The following is a 22,274-nucleotide window of genomic DNA, read 5'->3' on the forward strand; positions in this document are numbered from 1 at the left end:
TCGGAGGACACGAAAGATGCCATGCCGCAATATCGTGACGCGGGCCGCGCTGGCAAGCGCCGGGCAGTTCGCCATCCGTGCAGCCGGGCCTGGGCGGATGCGAAGTCAAAGCGCCGACAGTGTTTCCGGCTCGGCGGCCATGGCGAGTGGCGGTGCCGCCTGGAAAAGCCGTGTCAGCTCGCGCAGCATCTGCGTGGTGCGGCTGGACAATACCGGCGGCCGCTCGGCCGCGGCCTTTGCGGCATCCGCTTCCGCCTGTTTCTTTTGCGCTTCCTCGGCCTTGGCCGCGACTGCGTCGTCGACGAAGGGGTGATCGATGCCGGGGATCGGCTTCAGGTCGATGTTCTGGTGCGCGTAGGCCATCAGCCTTTGCCAGACCATCGCCGGCAGCGATCCGCCGGTCATGTTACGGGTTTGGCTGAAGTCGTCGTTGCCCATCCACACGGCGGCCGTGTAGTTGCCTGTGAAGCCGACGTACCAGGCATCGCGATAGGATTGCGTGGTGCCCGTCTTGCCACCCGAGACGATGCCGGGCAGGGCGGCGCGGCGGGCCGTGCCGATCACCGGCACCTGCGTCAGCATGGCGTTCATCGAGCGCAACGCCTGCTCCGACAGCACGCGGTGCGGCGGTGGCGCATCCTTGGCGAAGTCGTAGACGACCTCGCCGGTGTGGGTGACCAGCTGCGTGATTCCGTGGCGGGTGCCGACAACTCCGTTCTGCGCGAACACGCTGTAGCCGGTGGCCTGGTCCATCACCGTCTCTCCCGATGTGCCGAGCACCGTTGTCTTGAAGCGTTCGATTGGCGCCTCCACCCCCATGGCCTTGGCCATATCGACGATGGCGTTGATACCCAGGTGATCCTTTGCAAGCCTGACCGGCACAGTGTTGATCGACTTCACGAAGGCGGTCAGCAGGGTGACGTTGCCGGAGAAGCCGCCGCCATAGTTGTGCGGTGCCCAGCCGCCCCAGCTGATTGGACCGCCGGAAACGATTGATTCGGGCTTGAAGCCATTTTCCATGGCGGTGGCATAGACATAGGGCTTGAAGGACGAGCCGGTCTGCCGCAGCGCCTTGGTCGCGCGGTTGAACTGGCTGGCTCCGTAGTCGCGGCCGCCGACGATGGCCCGCACGGCGCCGTTGGTCTCGATGACGACGATCGCGCCTTCGCTGACGTGGTAATCCTTGCCGTATTGCCTGAGGTGGAATTCCAGGGATTCCTCCGCCGCGTTCTGGAGGTTGGCGTCGAAGGTGGTATGCGCCACCAGCGAGTGGGTGCCGGGAGGCGCCAGGCGTTTGACCTCGTCGAAGGCCCAGTCGAGGAAATAATCGGGACTCTTGCGCTCGCCGCGGTCGACGACGTCGGCGGGGTGGATGCGTGCCTGCAGCACCTGGCCCTCGGTCATGAAGCCGCTGTCGACCAGGTTGTTCAGCACGACGTTGGCACGGGCGCGCGCCGCCGGCAGGTTGATGTGCGGCGCGTATTTCGTCGGTGCCTTGAACAGGCCGGCCAGCATCGCCGCTTCGGCGAGGCTCAGATCCTTGACGCTCTTGCCGAAATAGAAATCCGCCGCCGCCTCGATGCCGAAGGTGCCGCCGCCCATGTAGGAGCGGTCGAGGTAGAGTTGCAGAATCTCCTTCTTGGAGAGATTGGCCTCCAGCCACAGTGACAGAAAGGCTTCCTTGATCTTGCGGTCCAGTGTGCGCTCGTTGGAGAGGAACAGGTTCTTGGCGAGCTGCTGGGTAATACTCGATCCGCCTTGCACGACCGAATTTGCGCGCATGTTCTCGGTCAAGGCGCGGACGAGGCCGAACACGTCGATGCCGTAGTGCTCGAAGAAGCGCCGGTCCTCCGTCGCCAGCACCGCCTTGATGACGTGATCCGGCATCTGGTCGACCGGCACCGAATCGCGCTGGATGATGCCGCGCTGGCCGATCTCGTTGCCGTAGCGGTCGAGGAAGGTGACGGCGAAATCGTCCTGGGCTTTCCAGTCGCCCTTCGTCACCTGGAAGGCGGGCAGTGCGAGCGCCAGCATGACCACCGCGCCGCCCGCACCCATGGTGAAGCCTTCGCTGAGCAGTTCGATGAGGGCGCGCCGCCATCCCTTGAGGCGGAAGCGCCGCGAGAGGATCGTCGCCGCTTCCCAGAACTCGCCAGCCTTGAAGCGGATCTCGTAGAGCGAGGAATCGAGCCAGGCATCAACCGCCAGCAGCCACGCGGCTACGGGGCCTCTTTTCCTGCGTGGTTTGATGGGGTCGACCATGTGGCTTCCGCAATCCCTCGCCGGCAGATTGAAAACGCTTGCGGGCGATTTCAGGGCGGTAAGGCCTGCTCCTTTTCCCCGATTTCCACGACGCCGACAAGGGACAACCGATAGCTGGGTCTGGCTTCGCTGAAAAGACGGTAAAAAAGATAGGAATTTATTCTTGACACCGTGACGCTGGTCTGGTAGGGTTTCGCTATCGTCACAAAAGTGTGGGCAGCGGCAGCCGGACAGCGAAAGCGGTCGGTTATGGCTCGATGTTTGCCGGAAGCGGGGGCCGCTGGCTTTCCTCCGTCCGCCGCCCGCTCGTCCTCGTCCGAACATGGGAAAGATTTGATGGCTGCTTCGTCGGCGGTTGCCCGGCACCGTGCCCAGCGCGCAGTTGTCGAAGGCACGGATATTTCGCTTGAGCGGATCGCCGAGGCGTGCGGGCGCTCGCCCGACGGGCTGAGGGTGCAGGCCGAACGCGAAGGATGGGCTCTGCGCTCCGGTTCCGGACAGGACGTGGCCGCGCGTGTGCGGCAGGTGGCCGGCCAGCTTCTCGGCCGGCTGGAGGCGCTGGGAAGCGGCGCCGGCGAGGGAGGAAAGGGGATCAGCAAGGCCGAGATCGACGGCATCATTGCCATGGTGCGCGGCCTCGACAAGATCGGCGAAATCATGCGGCCCGACGAGGCTGCCAAAGAGAACCAGATCGGATCGGATGAAGACGTGGCCGCCGTGCTCCAGCTCATTAACGACAGAATTATCGAGCTTGCCCGTGAACTCGCAGCTTCCCTGGTTGCGGAAAGTCGGGGAGCGAAGGATCTGGTCGATCCGCAACGAGTGGTTCCGTAGCGCACGTCTGGCGCAATACCCGCTGCTGGGATCGCCCGAGACGTGGTTGCTGCTCGGCGGGCGCGGCGCCGGCAAGACGCGAACCGGCGCGGAATGGATCAACGGGCTGGCGCGTTCCATACCGCCCTTCGCTGGCCACAAGCATTTTCGTCTGGCGCTGGTCGGCGAGACGCTGGCCGATGTGCGCGACGTGATGATCGAGGGCATTTCGGGCATCGCCACGATTTCGCGGCGGGAGCGGCCGCGCTTCGAGGCGAGCCGCCGCAGGCTCGTCTGGAAGGACGGGCAGGTGGCGCTGATGTTCTCGTCCGAGGATCCGGAAAGCCTGCGCGGCCACCAGTTCGAGGCGGCTTGGTGCGACGAGGTGGCCAAGTGGCGACATGCCGAGGACTGCTTCGACATGCTGCAATTCGGTCTCCGGCTCGGTGAGCGTCCGTTGCAATTGCTGACGACGACGCCGCGCCCGACCCGGTTGCTGAAGCGCCTGCTGGCGGACCCGATGGTCGTCAAGACCCATATGACCACGCAGGACAACAGCGCCAACCTGGCCGCCGGCTTCCTCGCCGCCGTGGAGCGGCGCTATGCTGGCAGCGTGCTCGGCCGGCAGGAGCTGGGTGGTGAGTTGATCGAGGACCGCGCCGATGCGCTGTGGTCGCGCGGCCTGCTCGAAACGGCGATTGTCTCGACGCCTCGCGAACTGAAGCGCATCGTCGTGGCGGTCGATCCGCCGGCCAGTTCGCGCAAGACGTCCGACGCCTGCGGCATCGTCGCCGCCGGGTTGGACGGCGAGGGCAGGGCGGTCGTGCTCGCCGACGCGACACTGCGCGGCGCCCAGCCGCAGCGCTGGGCCTCGCAGGCCGTAGCCTTGTTTCATTCGCTGCGGGCCGATCGCCTGCTGGTCGAGGTCAACCAGGGCGGCGAGATGGCCTCGGCCGTGATCCGCACCGTCGATCCGGCCGTGCCGGTCAAGGCGGTCAGGGCGCGGCGCGGCAAGTGGCTTAGGGCCGAGCCGGTCGCAGCCCTCTACCACCAGGGCAGGGTGCTCCATGCCGGCCGCTTCGCCGAACTGGAGGACGAGATGTGCGATTTCGGCCCGGACGGGCTGTCGAACGGCCACTCGCCGGACCGGGTGGACGCGCTGGTGTGGGCGGTGACGGAACTGATGCCGGACCACGCGGCCGAGCCGCGGATACGTGAACTTCGCTGACAGGATGGGATATGGCTTGGACATGGCCTTGGCCCCGCAAGGGGAACGGCGCCGGTGTGCGCGTGGAAACGAAGGGCGGCGCCCCAGGCGGTTTCATCGCCTTCCAGGCGCAGGCCGAGGCGCGCTGGACGCGCCGCGACTATGCCGCGCTGGCGCGCGAAGGGTTCATGAGGAACCCGATCGTCCACCGCTCGGTGCGGCTGATCGCCGAAACCGCATCGGCGATCCCGTGGCTGCTCTATGAGGGGGCGGCGGAGATCGAGGAGCACCCGTTGCTGAAACTGCTCGGCCAGCCGAACCAGCGGCAGGCCGGCGCGACGTTCTTCGAGGCGCTGTACGGCCACCTTCTGCTCGCCGGCAACGCCTATGTCGAGCTGATCGAGGCGGGTGGCGATGCGCGCGAACTGCATCTCCTGCGCCCCGATCGGGTCACGGTGGAAACGGACGCAACCGGTTGGCCGGTGGCGCTCGATCATCGCGAAGGGTCGGTGCACCGCAAGATGCTGCTCGGCGCCGGCGAGGGGGGCGGAGCGCTGCATCTGAGGCTCTTTCACCCGCTCGATGACCACTACGGTTTTCCGCCGCTGGAAGCGGCCCTGATGGCGCTCGACACGCATAACGCCGCAGGCACCTGGAACAAGGCGCTGCTCGATAATTCGGCGCGGCCCTCCGGCGCGCTGGTCTATGCGCCGAAGGACGGCGGCAACCTGAGCGACGAACAGTTCGACCGGCTGAAAGCGGAACTGGAGGAAGGTTATTCCGGCGCCCGCAGGGCGGGACGGCCGCTGCTTCTGGAAGGTGGACTGGACTGGAAGGCGATGGCGCTGTCGCCGAAGGACATGGACTTCATCGAGGCGAAGCATTCGGCCAGCCGCGATATCGCGCTTTCCTTCGGCGTGCCGCCGATGCTGCTCGGCATTCCCGGCGACAACACCTACGCCAATTATCAGGAAGCCAACCGCGCCTTCTACCGGCTGACCGTACTGCCACTGGTGGCGCGCACCGCCAAGGAACTGTCGGCCTGGCTGGCCGGGCCGTTCGGCGAAGGCTTGCGTCTCTGGTACGACGCCGACCGCATCGAAGGCCTGTCCAGCGAGCGCGATGCGCTGTGGAAGCGCGTCGATGCGGCCTCCTTCCTCACCGAGGACGAGAAGCGCGAGGCGGTCGGCTACCAGCCGCGCGGTCTCGGCTGAATTACGGACCCAGGATCATGAACGATATGTCTCAAACGGCCTGGCTGTGGCTGGCCAAGGCCGGCGGCGCCGTCGCCGGTTCCGCAATCTCGCTCGCCTACATGCTACCGCATGGCAGGCGCGAGGCAGCCGCGCGCTTCGCAGTCGGCGTCGTGTGCGGAATGGTGTTCGGCGGCACGGCCGGCCTCAAGGTGGCGTCCAAACTCGAGATCGAGACAGCGATTGGCCCGACGGAGCTCATGCTGATGGGATCCGCAGTGGCGAGCCTGTGCGCCTGGTGGGCGCTCGGCTTCGTCGTGCGTGCCTTCCAGCAGAACGGGATAGGAAGCCTCTTTGGCAAGAAAAATCAGGAGAATGCCGATGATCGGTGAGGTGCGGCCGACCGAACGCAAGTTCGTCGATCTGGTGCTCGACAAGGTTGGCGCGGACGGCACGTTCTCCGGATATGCCCGATATCGGCGCCGACGCCACACCGATCGCCTTCGGTGATTTCGGCCGTGGTTATCTGGTCGTCGACCGTGCGGGTGTGAGGGTGCTGCGCGACCCGTACTCCGCCAAGCCCTATGTGCTGTTCTACACGACCAAGCGCGTCGGCGGCGGCGTGCAGGACTTCGACGCCATCAAGCTCCTGAAGTTCGGCACTGCCTGAGTGCTTCTCCCGTCCCTTTCTGAGCGGGGCGGGAGTCGATGGCGGCTCCGGTGTTTCCTCCCCGCCGGAGCCGCTTTTCCTTTCTCCATGAAGGCTGACGCATGACGCTTATCCGCACCGTAGATCCGGTCGCCGAACCGGTGACATTGGCCGAGGCAAAGGCCCATCTGCGCATCGATCACACCGACGACGACGAACTGCTCGCCGGCCTTGTCCGCGCCGCCCGACAGGAGGTCGAGCGCAGCACCGGCATGGCGCTGCTTTTGCAAAGCTGGCGGCTCGTCCTCGACGATTTGCCCGAGAGCGGCTGCGCGCTCGTCAGGATCCATCCGCTGCGCGAAGTGCAGTCCGTCACAGCCTTCGGCAGCGAAGGCGAGGGGACGATCATAGACCCTGCCACCTATCAGGTCGATGCCGTGTCGCGGCCGGCGCGCATCCATTTCAACGCCTCCGTCGCGCCGCTGCGCGCGATGAACGGGCTGGAGATCGACTTCACCGCCGGCTTCGGCGAGGCAGGTACCGACGTGCCCGATCCGCTGAAGCGGGCGATCCTGCTTTTGGTTGCGCACTGGTACGAATTACGCGCCGGCTACGGCCCGGCCGACCAGCCCGTTTCCTATCCCGCCGGCTTCGACCGCATCGTCGCCGGCTATCGCGCGGGGCGGCTGTGATGGGGAAAACCTTTGTCGATCCCGGCGCGCTGCGCACCCGGCTGGTGCTTCAGACGGTGACGGCCGTGCCGGACGATCTCGGCGGGTTTGCCGAAAACTGGAGCGACGTTGCCACCGTCTTTGCCCGCATCGAGCCGGTCTCGGCCGACAGTCGGTTCGGCGCCGGTCAGACGCTGGAGGCGGTGACGCACTGCATCACCTTGCGTCATCGCGGCGATGTCGAAGCCGACATGCGCCTTGCCGGCGGTGGCCGCTTCTTCCTGATCGTCACCGCGCACGATCCCGACGAGAGCGGCCGCTACCTTTTGTGCCGGACGCGGGAGACGACCATATGAAGGTGACGATGGCGATGACGCTCGACGGCCTCGTGCGCGCTTTGCGCTGGAAGGCGCTCGATCTGGCCGAACAGGCCGAGCGTGGCACCCTTTCGGCAAGGCAGGCGCCGATGGAAAGGCGGAACTCCGCCCGGATAACGGAATTCCGCGGCAAGGAGGATGGCGATGATCGCGGCCGCGGCTGATCTTCAGAAGGCGATCTTTTCCGCGCTGGGTGCGGAGAGCGCGCTGACGGCGCTGCTCGGCGGCGCCAAGGTGTTCGACCGGGCACCGGCAAACGTCCGCTTTCCCTACGTGACGTTCGGCATGACCGGCATTTACGACTGGAGCACCGCCACCGAAAAAGGTGCCGAACAGCTTTTCACCCTGCACGTCTGGTCGAAGACCCAGGGCAAGAAGGAAACGCTGGATATCATGGAAGCCATCCGGGCGCGGCTGGAGGAGCCGCTTGCGCTGGAGGCCCATCGCCTGGTCGCCCTGCGGCTGGACTATTCGGAGGCGCGCTATGACGAGGATCTGCTGATCCATCACGGCTTGCTGCGCTTCCGCGCCATGATCGAGGACGACGCCTGAGCGCGTCCGGTCCGATCCCATAATCGACAGCACAATCAGGAGGCCTGCATGGGCGCGCAGAAGGGCAAGGACCTTCTTCTCAAACTCGATTCCACCGGCGAAGGCAGTTTCGTCACCGTCGCCGGCCTGCGGTCGAAACGTGTCGCCTTCAACAGCGAGACGGTGGACGTCACCGATGCGGATTCGGCCGGACGCTGGCGCGAACTGCTCGCCGGCAGCGGTGTGCAGCGCGCTGCCGTCAGCGGTTCGGGCATCTTCAAGGACGCCCAGTCCGACGCGCTGATCCGCTCGAAATTCTTCGCCGGGGAAATCGCCACGTGGCAGATGGCGATTCCGGATTTCGGTATCGTCTCCGGCCCGTTCCAGATCACCTCCCTGGAATATTCCGGCGCGCATGACGGCGAGGTCACCTTCGAAATGGCGCTGGAGTCGGCGGGCGCCATCAGCTTCGCGGTGGTAGCATGAGCGCGAACCGGCGACGCGGCGAGATTTCGGCGGAACTCGACGGCAGGCCGCACCGGCTGTGCCTGACGCTCGGTGCGCTGGCCGAACTGGAGGCAACCTATGCGGCCGACGACCTGACCGCCTTGGTCGAGCGTTTCTCGGCCGGGCGGCTGTCAGCGCTCGACATGATGCGCGTCATTGGCGCCGGCCTGCGTGGCGCCGGCGAGGACATCGCGGATGAAGAGGTCGGTGCCATGCAGTGCGAAAACGGTGCCGCCGGTTTTGCGGCGATCGTGTCGGAGCTGTTGATGGCGACCTTCGGTTCCGCCGGTGGACAGGCTCCGACGCCAAACCCTTAGACGCAGCAGCGGGCGAGAGACTGGCCTTTCCGTGGGAGGAGGCGATGGCCGTCGGTTTCGGCCTGCTGCGGCTTTCGCCGGAGGTGTTCTGGGCGATGACGCCGGTCGAATTCGGCCATGCCGTGCGCGTCCGCTCGCCTGGACGCGGCCCGGTTCCCTTGCGTGCCGATCTGGTCGCGCTGATGCGTGCCTTCCCCGATCGTTCTGAAAAGGAGGCCTGATCTTGGCCGAAGACGTAACCGTTTCCGTCCGCGCCGATACATCGCCATTCGAGGCTGCGCTGGCGGATCTCGGCAAACTCTCCGAGAGCTTCGGCACCCAGATGGCCGGTGCGATGAAAGGGGCCGTCGTCAGCGGCAGGGAGTTCGACGATGTACTGCGCCGCATCGGGCTCAACCTGGCGGGGTTGGCATTGAAGCAGGGGCTGCAACCACTGCAGTCGCTGGCCGGCTCGCTGTTCTCAGGCCTCATCGGCGGGTTGTCGGGCATCCTGCCCTTCGCCAAGGGCGGCGTGCCCGGCCACGTCGTGCCGTTCGCCGGCGGCGGCGTTGTGTCGGCGCCGACCTATTTCCCGCTTGGCGGCAATCTCGGCCTGATGGGCGAGGCGGGATCGGAGGCGATCCTACCCCTGCGCCGCGGCGCCGACGGCAGCCTCGGCGTCGCCGCCGCCGGAGCGGCGGCACCGGTCAATGTCGTCTTCAACGTCACTGCGCAGGACGCGGCCTCCTTCCGCAAGTCCGAGGCACAGATCACCGGCATGCTGGCGCGCGCCGTCTCGCGCGGCACCCGAACCTTTTGAGGCTATTCGTGACCGAACTTTCCAGCTTCCATGACGTGCTGTTTCCGCTCGGTGTCTCTTTCGGGGCGACGGGCGGACCGGAGCGGCGCAACGAGATCGTCACGCTGACGTCCGGTCGCGAGAAACGCAATGCGCGCTTTTCGCAGTCGCGGCACTACTATGACGCCGGCACCGGTGTGCGCTCGCTCGACGATTTGCATGAGGTGATCGACTTCTTCGAGGCGCGGCGCGGTTCCCTGCACGCCTTCCGCTTCCGCGACCCGTTCGACATGAAATCCTGCCGGCCGGACGGTGCGCCATCCGCGCTCGACCAGGTGATTGGCGTGGGGGATGGTGCGACCGACCGCTTCGCGCTGGTCAAGGTCTACGGCATCGGTGACGACGCCTATCGCCGTCTCGTCACGAAACCGCGCCCGGCAACCCTCAGGATTGCCGTGGCGACCGTTGTGCAGGATGCGCCGTCCGCGTTCAGCTTCGACGCAGCGACCGGAGAGATCGTCTTTGCGCAGGAGCATGTTCCGGCGGCCGGGACGGTCATTACCGCAGGCTACGAATTCGACGTGCCGGTGCGCTTCGACACCGAACGCCTTTCCATCAACCTGAAGGCCTTCAAGGCGGGACAGATCCCCTCCATTCCCTTGGTCGAGGTGCCGTTGTGACGGCTTACCCTGCTGCGCTTGCCGCGCATTTCTCGCGTGAGGTCACGACGGTCTGTCATTGCTGGCGCCTGGCCCGCAAGGACGGGGTCGTTGCGGGTTTTACCGATCATGACCGCAGGTTGATGGTCGGTGGCCTGGCCTTCGAGCCGGAAACCGGCTTTTCCGCCAGCGAGGCGCGCGACACGCTGGGCCTTGCGGTCGATACGGTCGACGTCGAGGGCGCTCTTTCGTCCGACCGTATCCGCGACGAGGATATCGCCGCCGGCCTCTACGACGGCGCCAGGGTGGAAACGCTTCTGGTCAACTGGCGCCAGCCTGTGGATTTCGTGGTGATCCGCACGGCCATCATCGGCAAAATCACGCGCAGCGACGAGCGCTTCGTTGCCGAGCTGGAAAGTCTCGTGACGGCGCTCGACCAGCCGAACGGGCGCTATGTCACGCGCTCCTGCGATGCGGAACTCGGCGATGCGCGCTGCGGCTTCCTGCTTGCCCAGCCGGGTTTCACCGCAGCCGGTAGCGTCGTCGCGACCGGCGCCTCGGAGACGATGCAGGTCGCCGGCCTCGACGCTCACGAGTCCGGCTGGTTCTCGTCCGGCACGCTGACATGGACGAGTGGTGCGCGGGCGGGATGGGTCGAGCGCATCGTCGCCCATCGCAAGACGGAAAACGGAACCGTGTTCGTCCTGTTGCCGATTGTTGGTCCCGCCATCGAGGCCGGAGATGCCTTTTCGGTGACGGCCGGTTGCGACAAAAATTTTGCGACGTGCAAGGCGAAATTCGGCAATGCGCTGAATTTTCGCGGCTTTCCGCATCTGCCCGGCAACGATGCGGCCTATTCCTACGTGACCGACGGCGGAGCATTCGATGGCGGACCGGTCGTCCCATAGAATGGCAGGCGACAGTCCGCTGGCAGAGGCGATCGTCGCCGAGGCGCTGGCCTGGGTCGGCACGCCCTACCGGCATCAGGGTTGCCGCAAGGGTGTAGGCTGCGACTGTCTTGGGCTGGTGCGCGGTGTATGGCAGGCAGTCTACGGCCGGGAACTCGAACACCCCGGCGTCTACGCCGCCGATTGGTCGGAAGGCGGCGAGGGCGATCGGCTGGCCAGCGCGGCGCGCCGGCATTTCCGTGAAAAAGACATGGCGGATCTCGCGGCGGGAGACCTGCTGCTGTTTCGCTGGCGGCCGCATTGGCCGGCCCGGCATGTCGGCATAGCCGTGGGCACGGACGGTTTCGTCCATGCCTATGAAGGAGCGGCCGCCGTCGTGCGGTCGCCGCTCGTTCCGCAATGGCGCCGCCGCATCGCGGCGGTGTTCGCCTTTCCAGATAGCTGACGTCCGGGAGCCTCGATGGCGACTATTCTTCTGCAAGCGGCGGGTGCCTATCTCGGTGGCCTGCTCGGTCCTGTCGGCACGGCCATTGGCACTGCTGCCGGCGCTCTGGCCGGCTATGCCGTCGACCGGGCGCTGATCAACGGCACCAACCGCATCGAGGGACCTCGTCTCAGCGGCGCGCGTCCGTTCACCGCCGAGGAGGGCGTGGCGCTGCCGCGTCTCTACGGCACGGCGCGGCTTGGCGGCATCCTGATCTGGGCGACACGTTTCGAAGAGAGCAAGGCGACCCGGCGGCAGGGCAAGCTCGGCCCCAAGGTCACCGAATATTCCTACCACGCCAATGTCGCCTTCGCGCTATGCGAGGGTCAGATCGCCGGCATCCGCCGCATCTGGGCGGACGGTCGCGAGATCGATCGCGAGACGGTCGAGCTGCGCGTCTATCAGGGTACGGCTGAGCAACCGGCCGATCCGCTGATCGAGGCCAAGCAGGGGGCCGGCAATACGCCCGCCTATCGGGACGTCGCTTACGTCGTGCTCGACAGGTTGCCGATCGGCGACTACGGCAATCGTGTTCCGCAGATGCAGTTCGAGATCATCCGTCCGGTGGGCGAACTCCATCGCTCCGTGCGCGCCGTCGCGCTGCTTCCGGGCGCCATCGAATACGGCCTGTCGCCGGCCCTCGTCAGTCGGCAGCATCGTCCCGGCGAAGAGGATGCGGTGAACCGCAATGTCCTGTTTGCCGGGACCGATATCGCCGCCTCGCTCGACGAGTTGCAGGCGACGTGTCCCAACCTCGAGCATGTGGCGCTCATCGTTACCTGGTTCGGCGACGATCTGAGGGCAGGACACTGCCGTATCCGCCCGGCCGTGACGACCGCTAGCGGCAGCGGCTTGTCCAGCGATTGGGTCGTGTCCGGCGTCCAGCGCGCCGATGCGCCAGTCGTTTCCCGGCATGACGGCGGCGCAGCCTATGGTGGCACGCCGTCCGACCGCAGTGTGATCGACGCCATTGCCGAGATCAAGGCGCGCGGACTGGGCGTCACGCTCTACCCCTTCCTGATGATGGACATACCTGATGGCAACGGCTTGCCCGATCCCTATGGACGGCCTGCACAGCCGAGCTATCCCTGGCGCGGCCGCATCACGGCGGAACCCGCCCCCCTGCTGCCCGGCAGTGCGGACCGGACTGCTGCGGCTCGCGCCCAGGTCGACGCATTTTGCGGCGCGGCGCTGCCCGGCCAGTTTTTCGTGTCCGGCGATACGGTCATGTTTGCCGGATCGGCCAGCGACTGGGGATACCGCCGGCTGATCCTCCACTATGCCCATCTGGCCGCGCGCGCGGGCGGCGTCGATGCTTTTCTGATCGGCAGCGAACTGCGCGGGTTGACGACATTGCGCGACCAGGCGGATGCTTTTCCCTTCGTCGAGCAACTTTGTGCGCTGGCGGCGGATGCCCGGACGGTGCTCGGGGCCGGAACGCGTATCACTTATGGCGCCGACTGGAGCGAGTATTTCGGCCACCATCCGGCCGACGGCAGCGGCGACGTCTTTTTCCATCTCGATGCGCTGTGGGCGCATCCTGCCATCGATGCGGTCGGCATCGACAACTATATGCCGCTGTCCGACTGGCGCGACGCCGACTATGCCGGCGGCAATCCGGACGGCTTCGCAAGTCCCTACGATCCGGCGGGCCTTGCCGGCGCCATTGCCGGCGGCGAGGGCTTCGACTGGTACTATCCCGACGTCGCTGCGCGCGATGCCCGAGCCCGCGTGCCGATCACGGACGGCGCTTACGGCAAGCCGTGGACCTATCGCTACAAGGATATTGTGGGCTGGTGGTCAAACCGGCATTTCGACCGTGTCGGTGGGATCGAGAAAGCGTCTCCGACCGCCTGGGTGCCGCAGGCCAAGCCGATATGGATGACGGAATTGGGCTGTCCGGCGGTCGACAAGGGACCGAACCAGCCGAATGTCTTTCCAGATCCGAAATCGGCCGAGAACGGCATGCCTTATTTCTCGGGCGGCGGCCGCTCGGACGCTGCCCAACATCGTTTCCTGGAAGCGCATGCCCGCCACTGGGATGTCGCCGCCGTCGGTTTCGACGATGCGGCCAATCCGCTTTCATCCGTCTATGGCGGTCGCATGGTGGACTTCTCACGCATCTACCTCTGGGCCTGGGATGCCAGACCCTTTCCCGCCTTTCCGCTGCGCGGCGACCTATGGAGCGACGGCGCGAACTGGAACCGCGGCCATTGGCTGAACGGCCGCATCGCCAATCCGGCTTTGGGCGACCTTGTCAACGCGATTCTCGCGGACCATGGACAGCCTACGGCCGACACCGGCGCTGTGACCGGCTCCGTCGCCGGTTATGTGGTCGATGATCCCACCTCCGCGCGCGCTGCGCTGGAACCGCTGCTCGACCTGTTCGGTCTTGTCGTGGCGCAAGGGGCCGACCGGCTGGTGCTGCGGCAGACAGGCGCTTCCGGCACCGCTGCTCTGGCGGTAAGCGAATTCGTCGCGGTGTCGGACGGGCCGGTGATCGAGACCAAGCGCGAGCCTGAGCACAATCTGCCGGCCGAAGCGATCCTGACTTTCCGCGATCCGCTCGGCGAATACCAAGCGGCGTCGGTCCGCAGCGTTCGGCTTGGCGCGCCGGGGAGTCGGCAACACGCGCTCTCCTTCCCCGGCGTGCTGGAGGCCGGCCAGGCCCGAGCCCTGCTTGACGATTGGCTGAAGCGCACCTGGTACGGCCGCGAGACGACCAGCTTTTCCCTGCCGCAGCCGCAGGTCGATGTGGCTCCCGGCACCATCGTCACGGTCGCGGCATCCGGCAATCCTTCCGAGTTCATCGTCACCGAGGTCGAGGACGGTCTGGTCCGCAAGGTCTCGGCCCGACAGATCACACGCGGTGCCCCGGCGGTTTGGTCGGGCGCGCTGCCCTCGGTAAGTGTGAGCGCGCCGGCGATTGTCGGGCAACCGCACGTCCTCTTCCTGGATCTGCCGGCAGCGGTGGGAAGCGGTGCGCCGCAGGACCAGTTTCGTGTGGCCGCCTGGCAAAAGCCGTGGCGCAGTCAGGCGATTTTCGTCGCTCCCGAAGAGACCGGTTTCACGGCTCGCGCGCTCGTGACAAAGCGCGCGAGCCTCGGCCGCCTGACGGCCGCTCTGGGTTCCGGCTTTGCCGGGAGGATCGACCGTGCCGGCTCGCTTTTCGTCGAACTGTTCGATACCGGGATTGCCAGCATCAGCCGTCTCCAGCTGTTGAACGGCGCCAATGCGGCGTCCATCCGTTCGGCGACCGGCGCATGGGAAATCCTGCAATTCGAAGCCGCCGAGGAGGTGGCGCCGCAGGTCTGGAAGCTGTCCGGTTTGCTGCGTGGCCAGCTTGGCACGACCGACGCCATGGCCGCAGGTGCACCGGCAGGCGCCGATTTTGTAGTTCTGGACGATGCGGTAACGCCGGCTGGCCTGCTGGCAGGCGAGGTGGGCCTGTCGCTGAACTGGCGTGCCGGGCCGTCTTCCCTGGATTTCTCCACCGACAATTTCGTCCAGACCGCCCAGGTTGGCGGCGTACGCGCGCTACTGCCCTACGCGCCCGTTCATCTCAGGGCGAAGCGCAACGACGGCGACGTCATGCTGTCCTGGATCCGGTGCGGCCGCATCGACGCGGACCAATGGGAAGGCAGCGAAGTGCCGCTGGGCGAGGAGAGCGAGCAGTATCGAGTGGAAATCGCGCCTGTGGGCGGCCCGGTGATCCGGATGGTGGACGTGGCGGAATCGCGCTGGATCTACGACGCCGCCGCGATCGCGAGCGATTTCGGCGGCCTGCCGGCGGCTATCGACCTGACGGTTCGACAGCTTGGCACTTCGATCGGCTGGGGCCTGCCTGCCAGCCGTCGTCTGGCGCTCGTCTGAGCGACCGCACTTTTCTCAACGAAAGGACCCTGCCATGACCATTAGCAAACCCTGGTATCTGTCCCGCACCATATGGGCGTCCATCGTGACAGTCCTGACCGGCGCCGCAGGCCTTACCGGCTTACCCATCGACGGCGTCGACGGACAGGCGCTGACCGAAACGCTGCTTCAGATCGTCAGCGCCGTGTCGGGACTGGTGGCTATCTTTGGCCGGTTGTCGGCGAAGGCGAGGATAGGCTAGTGTAGGCGCAGGGGAGGCCGGGCAATGTTGCGCCCGGCTTTGTGGGACGTGATTTCAAGGCGGGTGCTTTGCGGGCGTTGCTGTGTTCATTCCATGTTCAGCACGGGTATATTAGAACGCTCGCCATGAAACGGCTGACCTCCCTTTTCGGAACTGTCGCGCTGGCCTTATGTGCCGGAGCCTTGTTCCTTGCGCAAGCCAGCGCCCTGCCGGTCGCCGTGCCGCATTATGTCGATCCGATGCAGACGGTGGCCGCCGACTGTTACGCGGTGGGCCAGCAGGTGGCCGCGCAGAATGGCGGGACGCTCGCCAAGGCGTCGTCGGCCACGCGAGGCGGGCAGGCGGTCTGCGTGATCGTGGTGCTCGTGCCGGGCAAGGAAGGCGAACGTCCGCGCCGGGCCGAGATCGTCGTGCCGCAAGGCTGAGCCGCAAGGCTCGGACCTCGTTTCCCAAGGTTTTGGAATCGCCTTATATCTGGTGTCTGGCGGGCAGAAAGGACACGATGCGCGTACTCGTCGTCGAGGATGACAAGGAACTCAACAGGCAGGTTTCCGACGCCTTGTCGGATGCCGGCTATGTCGTCGACCGGGCCTATGACGGCGAGGAGGGGCATTTCCTCGGCGATACCGAACCCTACGATGCCGTTGTGCTGGATATCGGCCTGCCGCAGATGGACGGCATCAGCGTGGTCGAGCGCTGGCGGCGCGACGGCCGCAAGATGCCGGTGCTCATCCTGACGGCGCGCGATCGCTGGAGCGACAAGGTCGCCGGTATCGACGCTGGCGCGGACGACTACGTCGCCAAGCCATTTCACATCGAAGAAGTGCTTGCCCGCCTGCGCGCGCTGATCCGCCGTGCTGCCGGCCATGCCTCCTCGGAACTGACCTGCGGCCCGCTGCGCCTCGACACGAAGGCATCCAAGGCCGACATCGATGGCGTGCCGCTGAAATTGACGTCGCACGAATTCCGCTTGCTCGCCTATCTGATGCACCACATGGGCGAAGTTGTCTCGCGAACGGAACTGGTCGAGCATCTCTACGATCAGGATTTCGATCGCGATTCCAACACGATCGAGGTTTTCGTCGGCCGCCTGCGCAAGAAGATGGGCATAGACCTCATCGAGACGGTGCGCGGCATGGGTTATCGCATGCGCGAGACGGAGGCTTGAGGCGGAACCGCTCCTGACCAGACCTCGTGCCGGACTGGCGCCGACTGTGCGTTTCTGGCTGCGCTCGCTGACTTTCAGGGTCGTCGCCTTCTCAACCGTATGGGCGATCCTGACGCTGGTCATCATCTTCACGCTCATCACCACGCTTTACCGCCAGACGAGTGAACGGGGCTTCGAGAGCCTCCTATCGGCCCACCTGTTCAATCTCATCGGCTCCGTCGGAATCTCGGATGCGGGCAATCTTACCGGCTCGCCGGACCTTGGCGATTTGAGATTCTCCCAACCGAAATCCGGCTGGTACTGGTCTGTCGAGCCCGCGTCGCCGGGGGTGAGCGGCACCTTGCGATCGTTTTCGCTGACCCAGTCTATTCCCTCGCCGAGCGTCGCCGAGGTGCCGTTCAATTCCGCCTTCCAGCGTAAATACACGACGAAAGGCCTGAACGGCGAGGAACTGGAAGTGTTCGAGAGCGAATTCGTGCTCGACGCCAAGAACCGCGCGGCCCGCTTTCGGGTCATGGGCAACCGCAGTGAACTCGAAACCGAGATCGCCACGTTCCAGCGGCGCCTGCTGACCTACCTGTCCATGTTCGGCGTCGGCATGATCGCTATCAACGCGATCGCCATCGTGCTCGGACTTCAGCCGCTACGCCGGGTCAGGAACGCGCTGGCCATGGTGCGCGAGGGAACCGCGCGTCGGCTGGACGGTCGCTTTCCGACCGAGATCGAACCGCTGGCCAACGAAACCAATGCCTTGATCGAGAACAACAAGCGCATCGTCGAGCGATCGCGCACGCAGGTGGGCAATCTCGCCCATTCCCTCAAGACACCGCTGGCGGTGCTGCTGAACGAAGGCCGCGCCCTTGGCGATGCGCGTGGCCAGTTGATCGTCGACCAGGCTGCGTCGATGCAGAAGCAGGTCGAGCACTATCTGCAGCGTGCCCGCATGGCCGCCCAGCGCGACAGCGTCGTCTACCGGACCCCCGTCGGGCAACTGGTGCAGCGGCTGGGCCGGGTCGTGCAGAAGCTCAATGCCCAGATCGCCGTTTCCTGGACGCTCCCGACCGAGGAGGTGATCTTCGCCGGTGAGCGCGAGGATCTCGAAGAGATATTGGGTAACCTGCTCGAAAACGCCGCCAAATGGGCGAAGAGCAAGGTGGCGATCGTCGTTAGCCCTGCCTTGCAGGCGGCAGACGGTATGGAATTGTTCGCGATCGCCATCGAGGACGACGGGCCTGGTATACCGGCGGACAAGGCGCGCGAGGCTCTCAAGCGCGGCAAGCGGTTGGACGAGACCAAGCCGGGCACGGGCCTGGGGCTTGCCATTGTCGCCGATCTCGTCAACGAGTATGGGGGCGAGTTGGCGCTTGAGCAGTCCGCCATGGGCGGCCTGAGAGCCGTGGTCAGGTTGCGGAGCCTGCAATGATCGCCGGGAGGAGCCTTGTGGGTAGCCCAATTTCGGCCAAATATTGGCACTACCGCGGCGCTGAAGCGTGGGACGGCGCCTTGGAAACCGGTGTGGCATGAGAATTCGTTTGTTTCTGGTTTCTGGCCTTCTTGCCGGCATTGCCGGGTGCAGCACTACTGGCTCGAACCAGGGCTCGGGTGTGTTCGCTGCGAACGCGGCCGGCGGCAAGGTTTCCTCGTCGGTCATTGCGGCCATGGGCGGCGGCCTCGTCAATGGTTCCATCGGCGCCGGCCTGAGCGCCGGGGAGAAGCGCAATGCGCTTGAGGCTGAATACAAGGCGCTGGAATACACGGCGAGCGGGCAGACGGTGGGCTGGAAGGGCGATCAGGCGAGCCATTACGGCGAAGTCGTCGCTGCGCAGCCTTATCGCGTTGGTTCTCAGGACTGTCGCCAATATGCCCAGACCGTCCATGCCGGTGGCGGCGGCTTGACCGCGCGCGGAACGGCCTGTCGCAATGCCGATGGAAGCTGGTCGCTACTGAACTGAACCGCATCGCATCGGCCATGACGGGAAGCGATCGGCCGGGATTCGGCCAAAGCGTCGCAGGACGCTGTAGTTGGCAGATCGTGGCCGCGCGTTTATTTGGGATGCCATGCTCTTTTGGATCATCGCCGCCGCCTTGACGCTGGCCGCCAGCCTGTCGGTGCTGCTGCCGCTGGCCGGCGGAGCTTCGCGCCGTCTGGCTGGCTCAAGCCCCGATGTGGCGGTGTATCGCGACCAACTCGCGGAACTCGATCGCGATCTCGGCCGAGGCTTGATCCAGTCCACCGAAGCCGAGCAGGCGCGGGCCGAGATTGGCCGTCGTCTCCTGCGTGCCGATGCAGCCGCCTCCGATGCCGGCATGGCTCGATCGAACGGAGCCGCACTCAGGGTCATCTCGGCGGCGGCCGTACTTGCCATCCCGCTGGTCAGTTGGGGCGTTTATGGGATGCTCGGTTCGCCCGATCTGCCGTCGCAACCGCTGGCAGAGCGGATGGCTAAAAATCCGGCGGACAGCTCGGTGGACGAACTGGTGGCGCGTGCGGAGGCGCATCTGGCGGCCGATCCTTCCGATGGCAAGGGATGGAACGTGCTGGCCCCGATCTATCTCCGCCTGCAGCGCTTTTCGGACGCCGTGACGGCATACCGCAACGCCATCCGCCTCGAAGGGTCGACGGCGGCGCGCCAGGCAGGCTTGGGCGAAGCATTGACTTATGTCTCGAACGGCATCGTTTCGGCCGAGGCGCAGGCCGCTTTCGAGGCGGCGCTGATGCTTGATCCCATGAATCCCAAGGCCGGCTTCTATCTCGCGATGGCCGCTTCGCAGGAAGGTCGCACGGAAGACGCCAAGGCCAGCTGGCAGCGGATGCTGGCCGCGTTGCCGGCAGATTCGCCGTGGCGCCGCGCCGCACAGGAAGCCCTGGCGGAAGCGGACGGTCGGCAGGCGCCTTCCGCCGGCGACGGCCCCTCGCAGCAGGACATGGCGGCAGCGCAAGCCATGTCGCCGCAGGATCGTGCTGCCATGATCGAGACGATGGTGGCAAGCCTAGATGAAAAATTGCGCCGCGATCCGCAAGACGCGGACGGCTGGATGCGGCTTGTTCGTTCCTATGTCGTTCTGGGCAAGACGGATCAGGCACGCGATGCGCTGACGCGCGGCCTTGCCGCCCTCGGAGCCGACAGCGACGCCGCGAAGAAAGTGTCCGCTTTTGCCGCGACGCTCGGACTGGCGGCGACGGAGTAGGCCATGACACGCAAGCAGAAGCGGCTGTCGGTGATCGTGGGAGGGTTGGTATTCCTCGCCGCGGCGACGGGACTGACCTTCTATGCATTGGGGCAGAAGGCCTCCTACTTCTACATGCCTGCCGATCTTGCCACCGCTACCGTCCAGCCCGGACAGCGCATTCGCCTGGGCGGGCTCGTCGAGAAGGGCAGCATCGTGCGCGGCCAGGGGGCCACTGTCGCTTTCGCGGTGACCGACCACGAAAAATCCGTCAAGGTGACCTACACCGGCATCCTGCCCGACCTCTTTCGGGAAGAGCAGGGCGTCATAACCGAGGGTACTTTCGGTCCGGATGGGACTTTCGTCGCCGACAGCGTGCTCGCCAAGCATGACGAACGCTATATGCCGAAGGAAGTCGCCGACGGGTTGAAGGCCAAGGGTGTCTGGGTCGAGAGTGAGAGCCAGTAGCGGCCATGGTTGAAATCGGACATTTCGCGCTCGTTCTGGCCCTCGCGCTGGCTTTGGTGCAGATGATCGTGCCGCTCGTCGGTGCGCGCGTCGGCAGCCAGCCGATGATGGCGGTTGCCGGCCCGGTCACGGTAACCGGCTTCGCGCTGACGGCGCTGTCCTTCACGGCGTTGGCGATCGCCTATGCGCGGTCCGATTTTTCGGTCGCCAATGTTTGGGAGAATTCGCACTCCCTTCAACCGCTCATCTACAAGATCACCGGCACCTGGGGAAACCACGAAGGTTCCATGCTTTTGTGGGTTCTCATCCTCACCTTTTTCGGCGCGCTGGTCGCCGTCTTCGGTACCAACCTGCCCGCCACACTAAAGGCGAACGTGTTGGCCGTGCAGGGCGCCATCGGTACCGCTTTCTTCCTGTTCATCCTCGTCACCTCCAACCCGTTCGCACGGCTTTCGCCGGCGCCGGTCGAGGGGCGCGATCTCAACCCGATCCTGCAGGATTTCGGCCTCGCGGTTCACCCGCCGCTGCTCTATCTCGGCTATGTCGGCTTTTCCGTCTGCTTCTCCTTTTCGGTCGCAGCCCTCATCGAGGGGCGCATCGACGCCGCCTGGGCGCGCTGGGTGCGTCCGTGGACGCTCGTGGCCTGGATTTTCCTGACCGGCGGTATCGCGGTGGGCTCCTACTGGGCCTACTACGAGCTCGGTTGGGGCGGCTTCTGGTTCTGGGATCCGGTCGAGAACGCCTCCTTCATGCCGTGGCTGGCCGGCACCGCGCTGCTGCATTCGGCCATCGTCATGGAAAAGCGTTCCGCCCTGAAGATCTGGACGCTGCTTCTGGCCATCCTCACCTTCTCGCTGTCGCTGCTCGGGACCTTTCTGGTGCGGTCGGGCGTGCTCACCTCTGTCCATGCCTTCGCCACCGATCCGACGCGCGGCGTCTTTATCCTGGCGATACTGATGCTGTTCATCGGCGGCTCGCTGGCGCTGTTTGCGCTGCGTGCTTCCACCTTGGCGGCCGGCGGCCTGTTCCAGCCGATTTCCCGGGAAGGCGCGCTGGTGCTCAACAACCTGTTCCTGACGACAGCCACCGCGACCGTGCTGATCGGCACGGTCTATCCGCTCGCCGTCGAGGCGCTTTCGGCCGACAAGATTTCGGTCGGCGCCCCCTTCTTCAACATGACTTTCACCCCTCTCATGGTCCCGCTGCTGCTTCTGGTGCCGTTCGGCCCGCTGCTAGCCTGGAAGCGCGGCGATGTCCTGGCCGCCGCACAGCGCCTTATGGTCGCCTTCGCGGCGGCATTGCTGGCGGCGCTGGTGACGTTGATCTTCATCGACGGCGCCTCCGTACTGGCCGCGCTGGGTGACGGTCTGGCTTTCTGGCTGATTTGCGGCGCGCTCACCGACCTCGCCGTCAAGGCCGGCGTCGGCAACGTCGCATTGAACGTCTCGGCGCGGCGGTTGGTCGGCCTTCCCCGCTCGATCTTCGGCACGGCTATTGCTCATCTCGGCCTTGGGCTGACGCTGCTCGGCATGGTCGGGACGCTGTGCTTCGGGGCGGAGCGGATCTTGTCCATGCACGCTGGCGAGACGGTCGAGATCGCCGGCCGCGCCTTGCGTTTCGATGGACTGTACCCGGCGCCCGGACCGAACTACACCGAACAGAACGGACGCTTCGTCCTCCTGAATGCGGCCGGCGCGGCCTCCGGTGAGGTCACGTCCTCGAAACGGTTCTATCCCGTGAGGCAGATGACCACGACGGAAGCTGGAATCAGGACCTTAGGTTTCAGCCAGCTCTATATTTCGCTCGGCGACGAAGGCGCAGACGGTTCCGTGGTCGTGCGCATCTGGTGGAAACCGCTGGTGACGCTGATCTGGGGCGGTGGACTGGTGATGATGGTCGGTGGCGCCATGTCGCTGGCGGATCGGCGTCTGCGTGTCGGCGCGCCGGCACGACGCCGCAACAAAACGGTCGCGGCAGGCGGAGCCGGCGTGTCGTGAATC

Annotated in this window: 26 protein-coding genes and 1 pseudogene; 26 read left to right on the forward strand and 1 reads right to left on the reverse strand. The window is 65.6% G+C overall.

Annotated elements, in window-relative coordinates; all coding sequences use genetic code 11:
- Positions 1-105: 105 nt before the first annotated feature.
- Entirely contained in the window at positions 106-2,262 is a 2,157-nt protein-coding gene (locus E6C48_RS13220) for a transglycosylase domain-containing protein (RefSeq protein ID WP_136357919.1), read from the reverse strand.
- Between the two features lie 336 nt (positions 2,263-2,598).
- On the opposite strand from E6C48_RS13220, the gene E6C48_RS22830 reads away from it, so the two are divergent.
- From E6C48_RS22830 to E6C48_RS13335, 26 genes and pseudogenes are all read left to right on the forward strand, one after another.
- Positions 2,599-3,096, forward strand: a complete 498-nt coding sequence (locus tag E6C48_RS22830; RefSeq protein WP_230978755.1) for a hypothetical protein — start codon at positions 2,599-2,601, stop codon at positions 3,094-3,096.
- Complete coding sequence (locus E6C48_RS13225; RefSeq protein ID WP_230978756.1) at positions 3,020-4,303, forward strand: DNA-packaging protein; 1,284 nt, start codon at positions 3,020-3,022, stop codon at positions 4,301-4,303. The genes E6C48_RS22830 and E6C48_RS13225 overlap by 77 nt, the downstream gene beginning before the upstream one ends.
- 11 nt (positions 4,304-4,314) lie before the next feature.
- Positions 4,315-5,496 (forward strand): phage portal protein, encoded by a 1,182-nt coding sequence (locus E6C48_RS13230; RefSeq protein WP_136357923.1) that lies wholly within the window; start codon positions 4,315-4,317, stop codon positions 5,494-5,496.
- Positions 5,497-5,513: 17 nt separating this feature from the next.
- Positions 5,514-5,867 carry a DUF6107 family protein gene (locus tag E6C48_RS13235; protein WP_136357925.1) on the forward strand — a complete coding sequence of 118 codons (354 nt, stop codon included), beginning with the start codon at positions 5,514-5,516 and terminating at the stop codon, positions 5,865-5,867.
- Entirely contained in the window at positions 5,857-5,985 is a 129-nt protein-coding gene (locus tag E6C48_RS23040) for a hypothetical protein (protein ID WP_269142544.1), read from the forward strand. Before E6C48_RS13235 ends, E6C48_RS23040 begins: the two co-directional genes overlap by 11 nt.
- Positions 5,936-6,145, forward strand: a pseudogene (locus tag E6C48_RS13240) (phage major capsid protein); the annotation flags it as partial. The gene E6C48_RS23040 and the pseudogene E6C48_RS13240, both read left to right, overlap by 50 nt.
- Before the next feature lie 101 nt (positions 6,146-6,246).
- Positions 6,247-6,816 (forward strand): head-tail connector protein, encoded by a 570-nt coding sequence (locus E6C48_RS13245; RefSeq protein ID WP_136357927.1) that lies wholly within the window; start codon positions 6,247-6,249, stop codon positions 6,814-6,816.
- Positions 6,816-7,151, forward strand: a complete 336-nt coding sequence (locus E6C48_RS13250; protein ID WP_136357929.1) for a phage head closure protein — start codon at positions 6,816-6,818, stop codon at positions 7,149-7,151. Before E6C48_RS13245 ends, E6C48_RS13250 begins: the two co-directional genes overlap by 1 nt.
- A 14-nt stretch (positions 7,152-7,165) precedes the next feature.
- Positions 7,166-7,336 (forward strand): hypothetical protein, encoded by a 171-nt coding sequence (locus tag E6C48_RS22565; RefSeq protein WP_168734526.1) that lies wholly within the window; start codon positions 7,166-7,168, stop codon positions 7,334-7,336.
- On the forward strand, positions 7,317-7,724 hold the full coding sequence (locus E6C48_RS13255) for a DUF3168 domain-containing protein (protein ID WP_136357931.1): 408 nt from the start codon (positions 7,317-7,319) through the stop codon (positions 7,722-7,724). The genes E6C48_RS22565 and E6C48_RS13255 overlap by 20 nt, the downstream gene beginning before the upstream one ends.
- A gap of 48 nt (positions 7,725-7,772) precedes the next feature.
- Positions 7,773-8,189, forward strand: coding sequence for a phage major tail protein, TP901-1 family (locus E6C48_RS13260; protein WP_136357932.1), 417 nt, complete (start codon positions 7,773-7,775; stop codon positions 8,187-8,189).
- Positions 8,186-8,527, forward strand: a complete 342-nt coding sequence (locus tag E6C48_RS13265; RefSeq protein WP_136357934.1) for a gene transfer agent family protein — start codon at positions 8,186-8,188, stop codon at positions 8,525-8,527. The genes E6C48_RS13260 and E6C48_RS13265 overlap by 4 nt, the downstream gene beginning before the upstream one ends.
- Complete coding sequence (locus E6C48_RS23180; protein WP_407940988.1) at positions 8,428-8,748, forward strand: rcc01693 family protein; 321 nt, start codon at positions 8,428-8,430, stop codon at positions 8,746-8,748. The genes E6C48_RS13265 and E6C48_RS23180 overlap by 100 nt, the downstream gene beginning before the upstream one ends.
- Positions 8,749-8,750: 2 nt before the next feature.
- Entirely contained in the window at positions 8,751-9,326 is a 576-nt protein-coding gene (locus tag E6C48_RS13275; RefSeq protein ID WP_407940989.1) for a phage tail tape measure protein, read from the forward strand.
- A gap of 8 nt (positions 9,327-9,334) precedes the next feature.
- Entirely contained in the window at positions 9,335-9,985 is a 651-nt protein-coding gene (locus E6C48_RS13280) for a DUF2460 domain-containing protein (RefSeq protein WP_136357940.1), read from the forward strand.
- The gene (locus tag E6C48_RS13285) at positions 9,982-10,872 is read left to right on the forward strand and encodes a DUF2163 domain-containing protein (RefSeq protein WP_136357942.1); all 891 of its coding nucleotides are present in this window, start codon (positions 9,982-9,984) and stop codon (positions 10,870-10,872) included. Before E6C48_RS13280 ends, E6C48_RS13285 begins: the two co-directional genes overlap by 4 nt.
- A gap of 1 nt (position 10,873) precedes the next feature.
- Positions 10,874-11,317 (forward strand): NlpC/P60 family protein, encoded by a 444-nt coding sequence (locus tag E6C48_RS13290; protein ID WP_136357944.1) that lies wholly within the window; start codon positions 10,874-10,876, stop codon positions 11,315-11,317.
- Positions 11,318-11,332: 15 nt separating this feature from the next.
- Positions 11,333-15,229, forward strand: a complete 3,897-nt coding sequence (locus E6C48_RS13295; RefSeq protein WP_136357946.1) for a baseplate multidomain protein megatron — start codon at positions 11,333-11,335, stop codon at positions 15,227-15,229.
- 34 nt (positions 15,230-15,263) lie between these two features.
- Complete coding sequence (locus E6C48_RS13300; RefSeq protein WP_136357948.1) at positions 15,264-15,470, forward strand: hypothetical protein; 207 nt, start codon at positions 15,264-15,266, stop codon at positions 15,468-15,470.
- A 125-nt stretch (positions 15,471-15,595) separates the two neighbouring features.
- The gene (locus E6C48_RS13305) at positions 15,596-15,895 is read left to right on the forward strand and encodes a hypothetical protein (RefSeq protein WP_136357949.1); all 300 of its coding nucleotides are present in this window, start codon (positions 15,596-15,598) and stop codon (positions 15,893-15,895) included.
- Between the two features lie 77 nt (positions 15,896-15,972).
- Positions 15,973-16,638: a response regulator transcription factor gene (locus E6C48_RS13310; protein WP_136357951.1), complete on the forward strand. Its 666-nt coding sequence runs from the start codon at positions 15,973-15,975 to the stop codon at positions 16,636-16,638.
- A 46-nt stretch (positions 16,639-16,684) separates the two neighbouring features.
- Positions 16,685-18,061, forward strand: a complete 1,377-nt coding sequence (locus tag E6C48_RS13315; protein WP_230978757.1) for an ATP-binding protein — start codon at positions 16,685-16,687, stop codon at positions 18,059-18,061.
- Positions 18,062-18,158: 97 nt separating this feature from the next.
- Positions 18,159-18,590, forward strand: coding sequence for a hypothetical protein (locus E6C48_RS13320; RefSeq protein WP_136357955.1), 432 nt, complete (start codon positions 18,159-18,161; stop codon positions 18,588-18,590).
- A gap of 106 nt (positions 18,591-18,696) precedes the next feature.
- Positions 18,697-19,827: a c-type cytochrome biogenesis protein CcmI gene (gene ccmI, locus E6C48_RS13325; RefSeq protein WP_136358223.1), complete on the forward strand. Its 1,131-nt coding sequence runs from the start codon at positions 18,697-18,699 to the stop codon at positions 19,825-19,827.
- A gap of 3 nt (positions 19,828-19,830) precedes the next feature.
- On the forward strand, positions 19,831-20,274 hold the full coding sequence (gene ccmE / locus E6C48_RS13330) for a cytochrome c maturation protein CcmE (RefSeq protein WP_136357957.1): 444 nt from the start codon (positions 19,831-19,833) through the stop codon (positions 20,272-20,274).
- 5 nt (positions 20,275-20,279) lie between these two features.
- Positions 20,280-22,271, forward strand: a complete 1,992-nt coding sequence (locus E6C48_RS13335; RefSeq protein ID WP_136357960.1) for a heme lyase CcmF/NrfE family subunit — start codon at positions 20,280-20,282, stop codon at positions 22,269-22,271.
- Positions 22,272-22,274: the final 3 nt, after the last annotated feature.

The organism is Ollibium composti (assembly GCF_004801285.1).
Classification (GTDB): domain Bacteria; phylum Pseudomonadota; class Alphaproteobacteria; order Rhizobiales; family Rhizobiaceae; genus Mesorhizobium; species Mesorhizobium composti.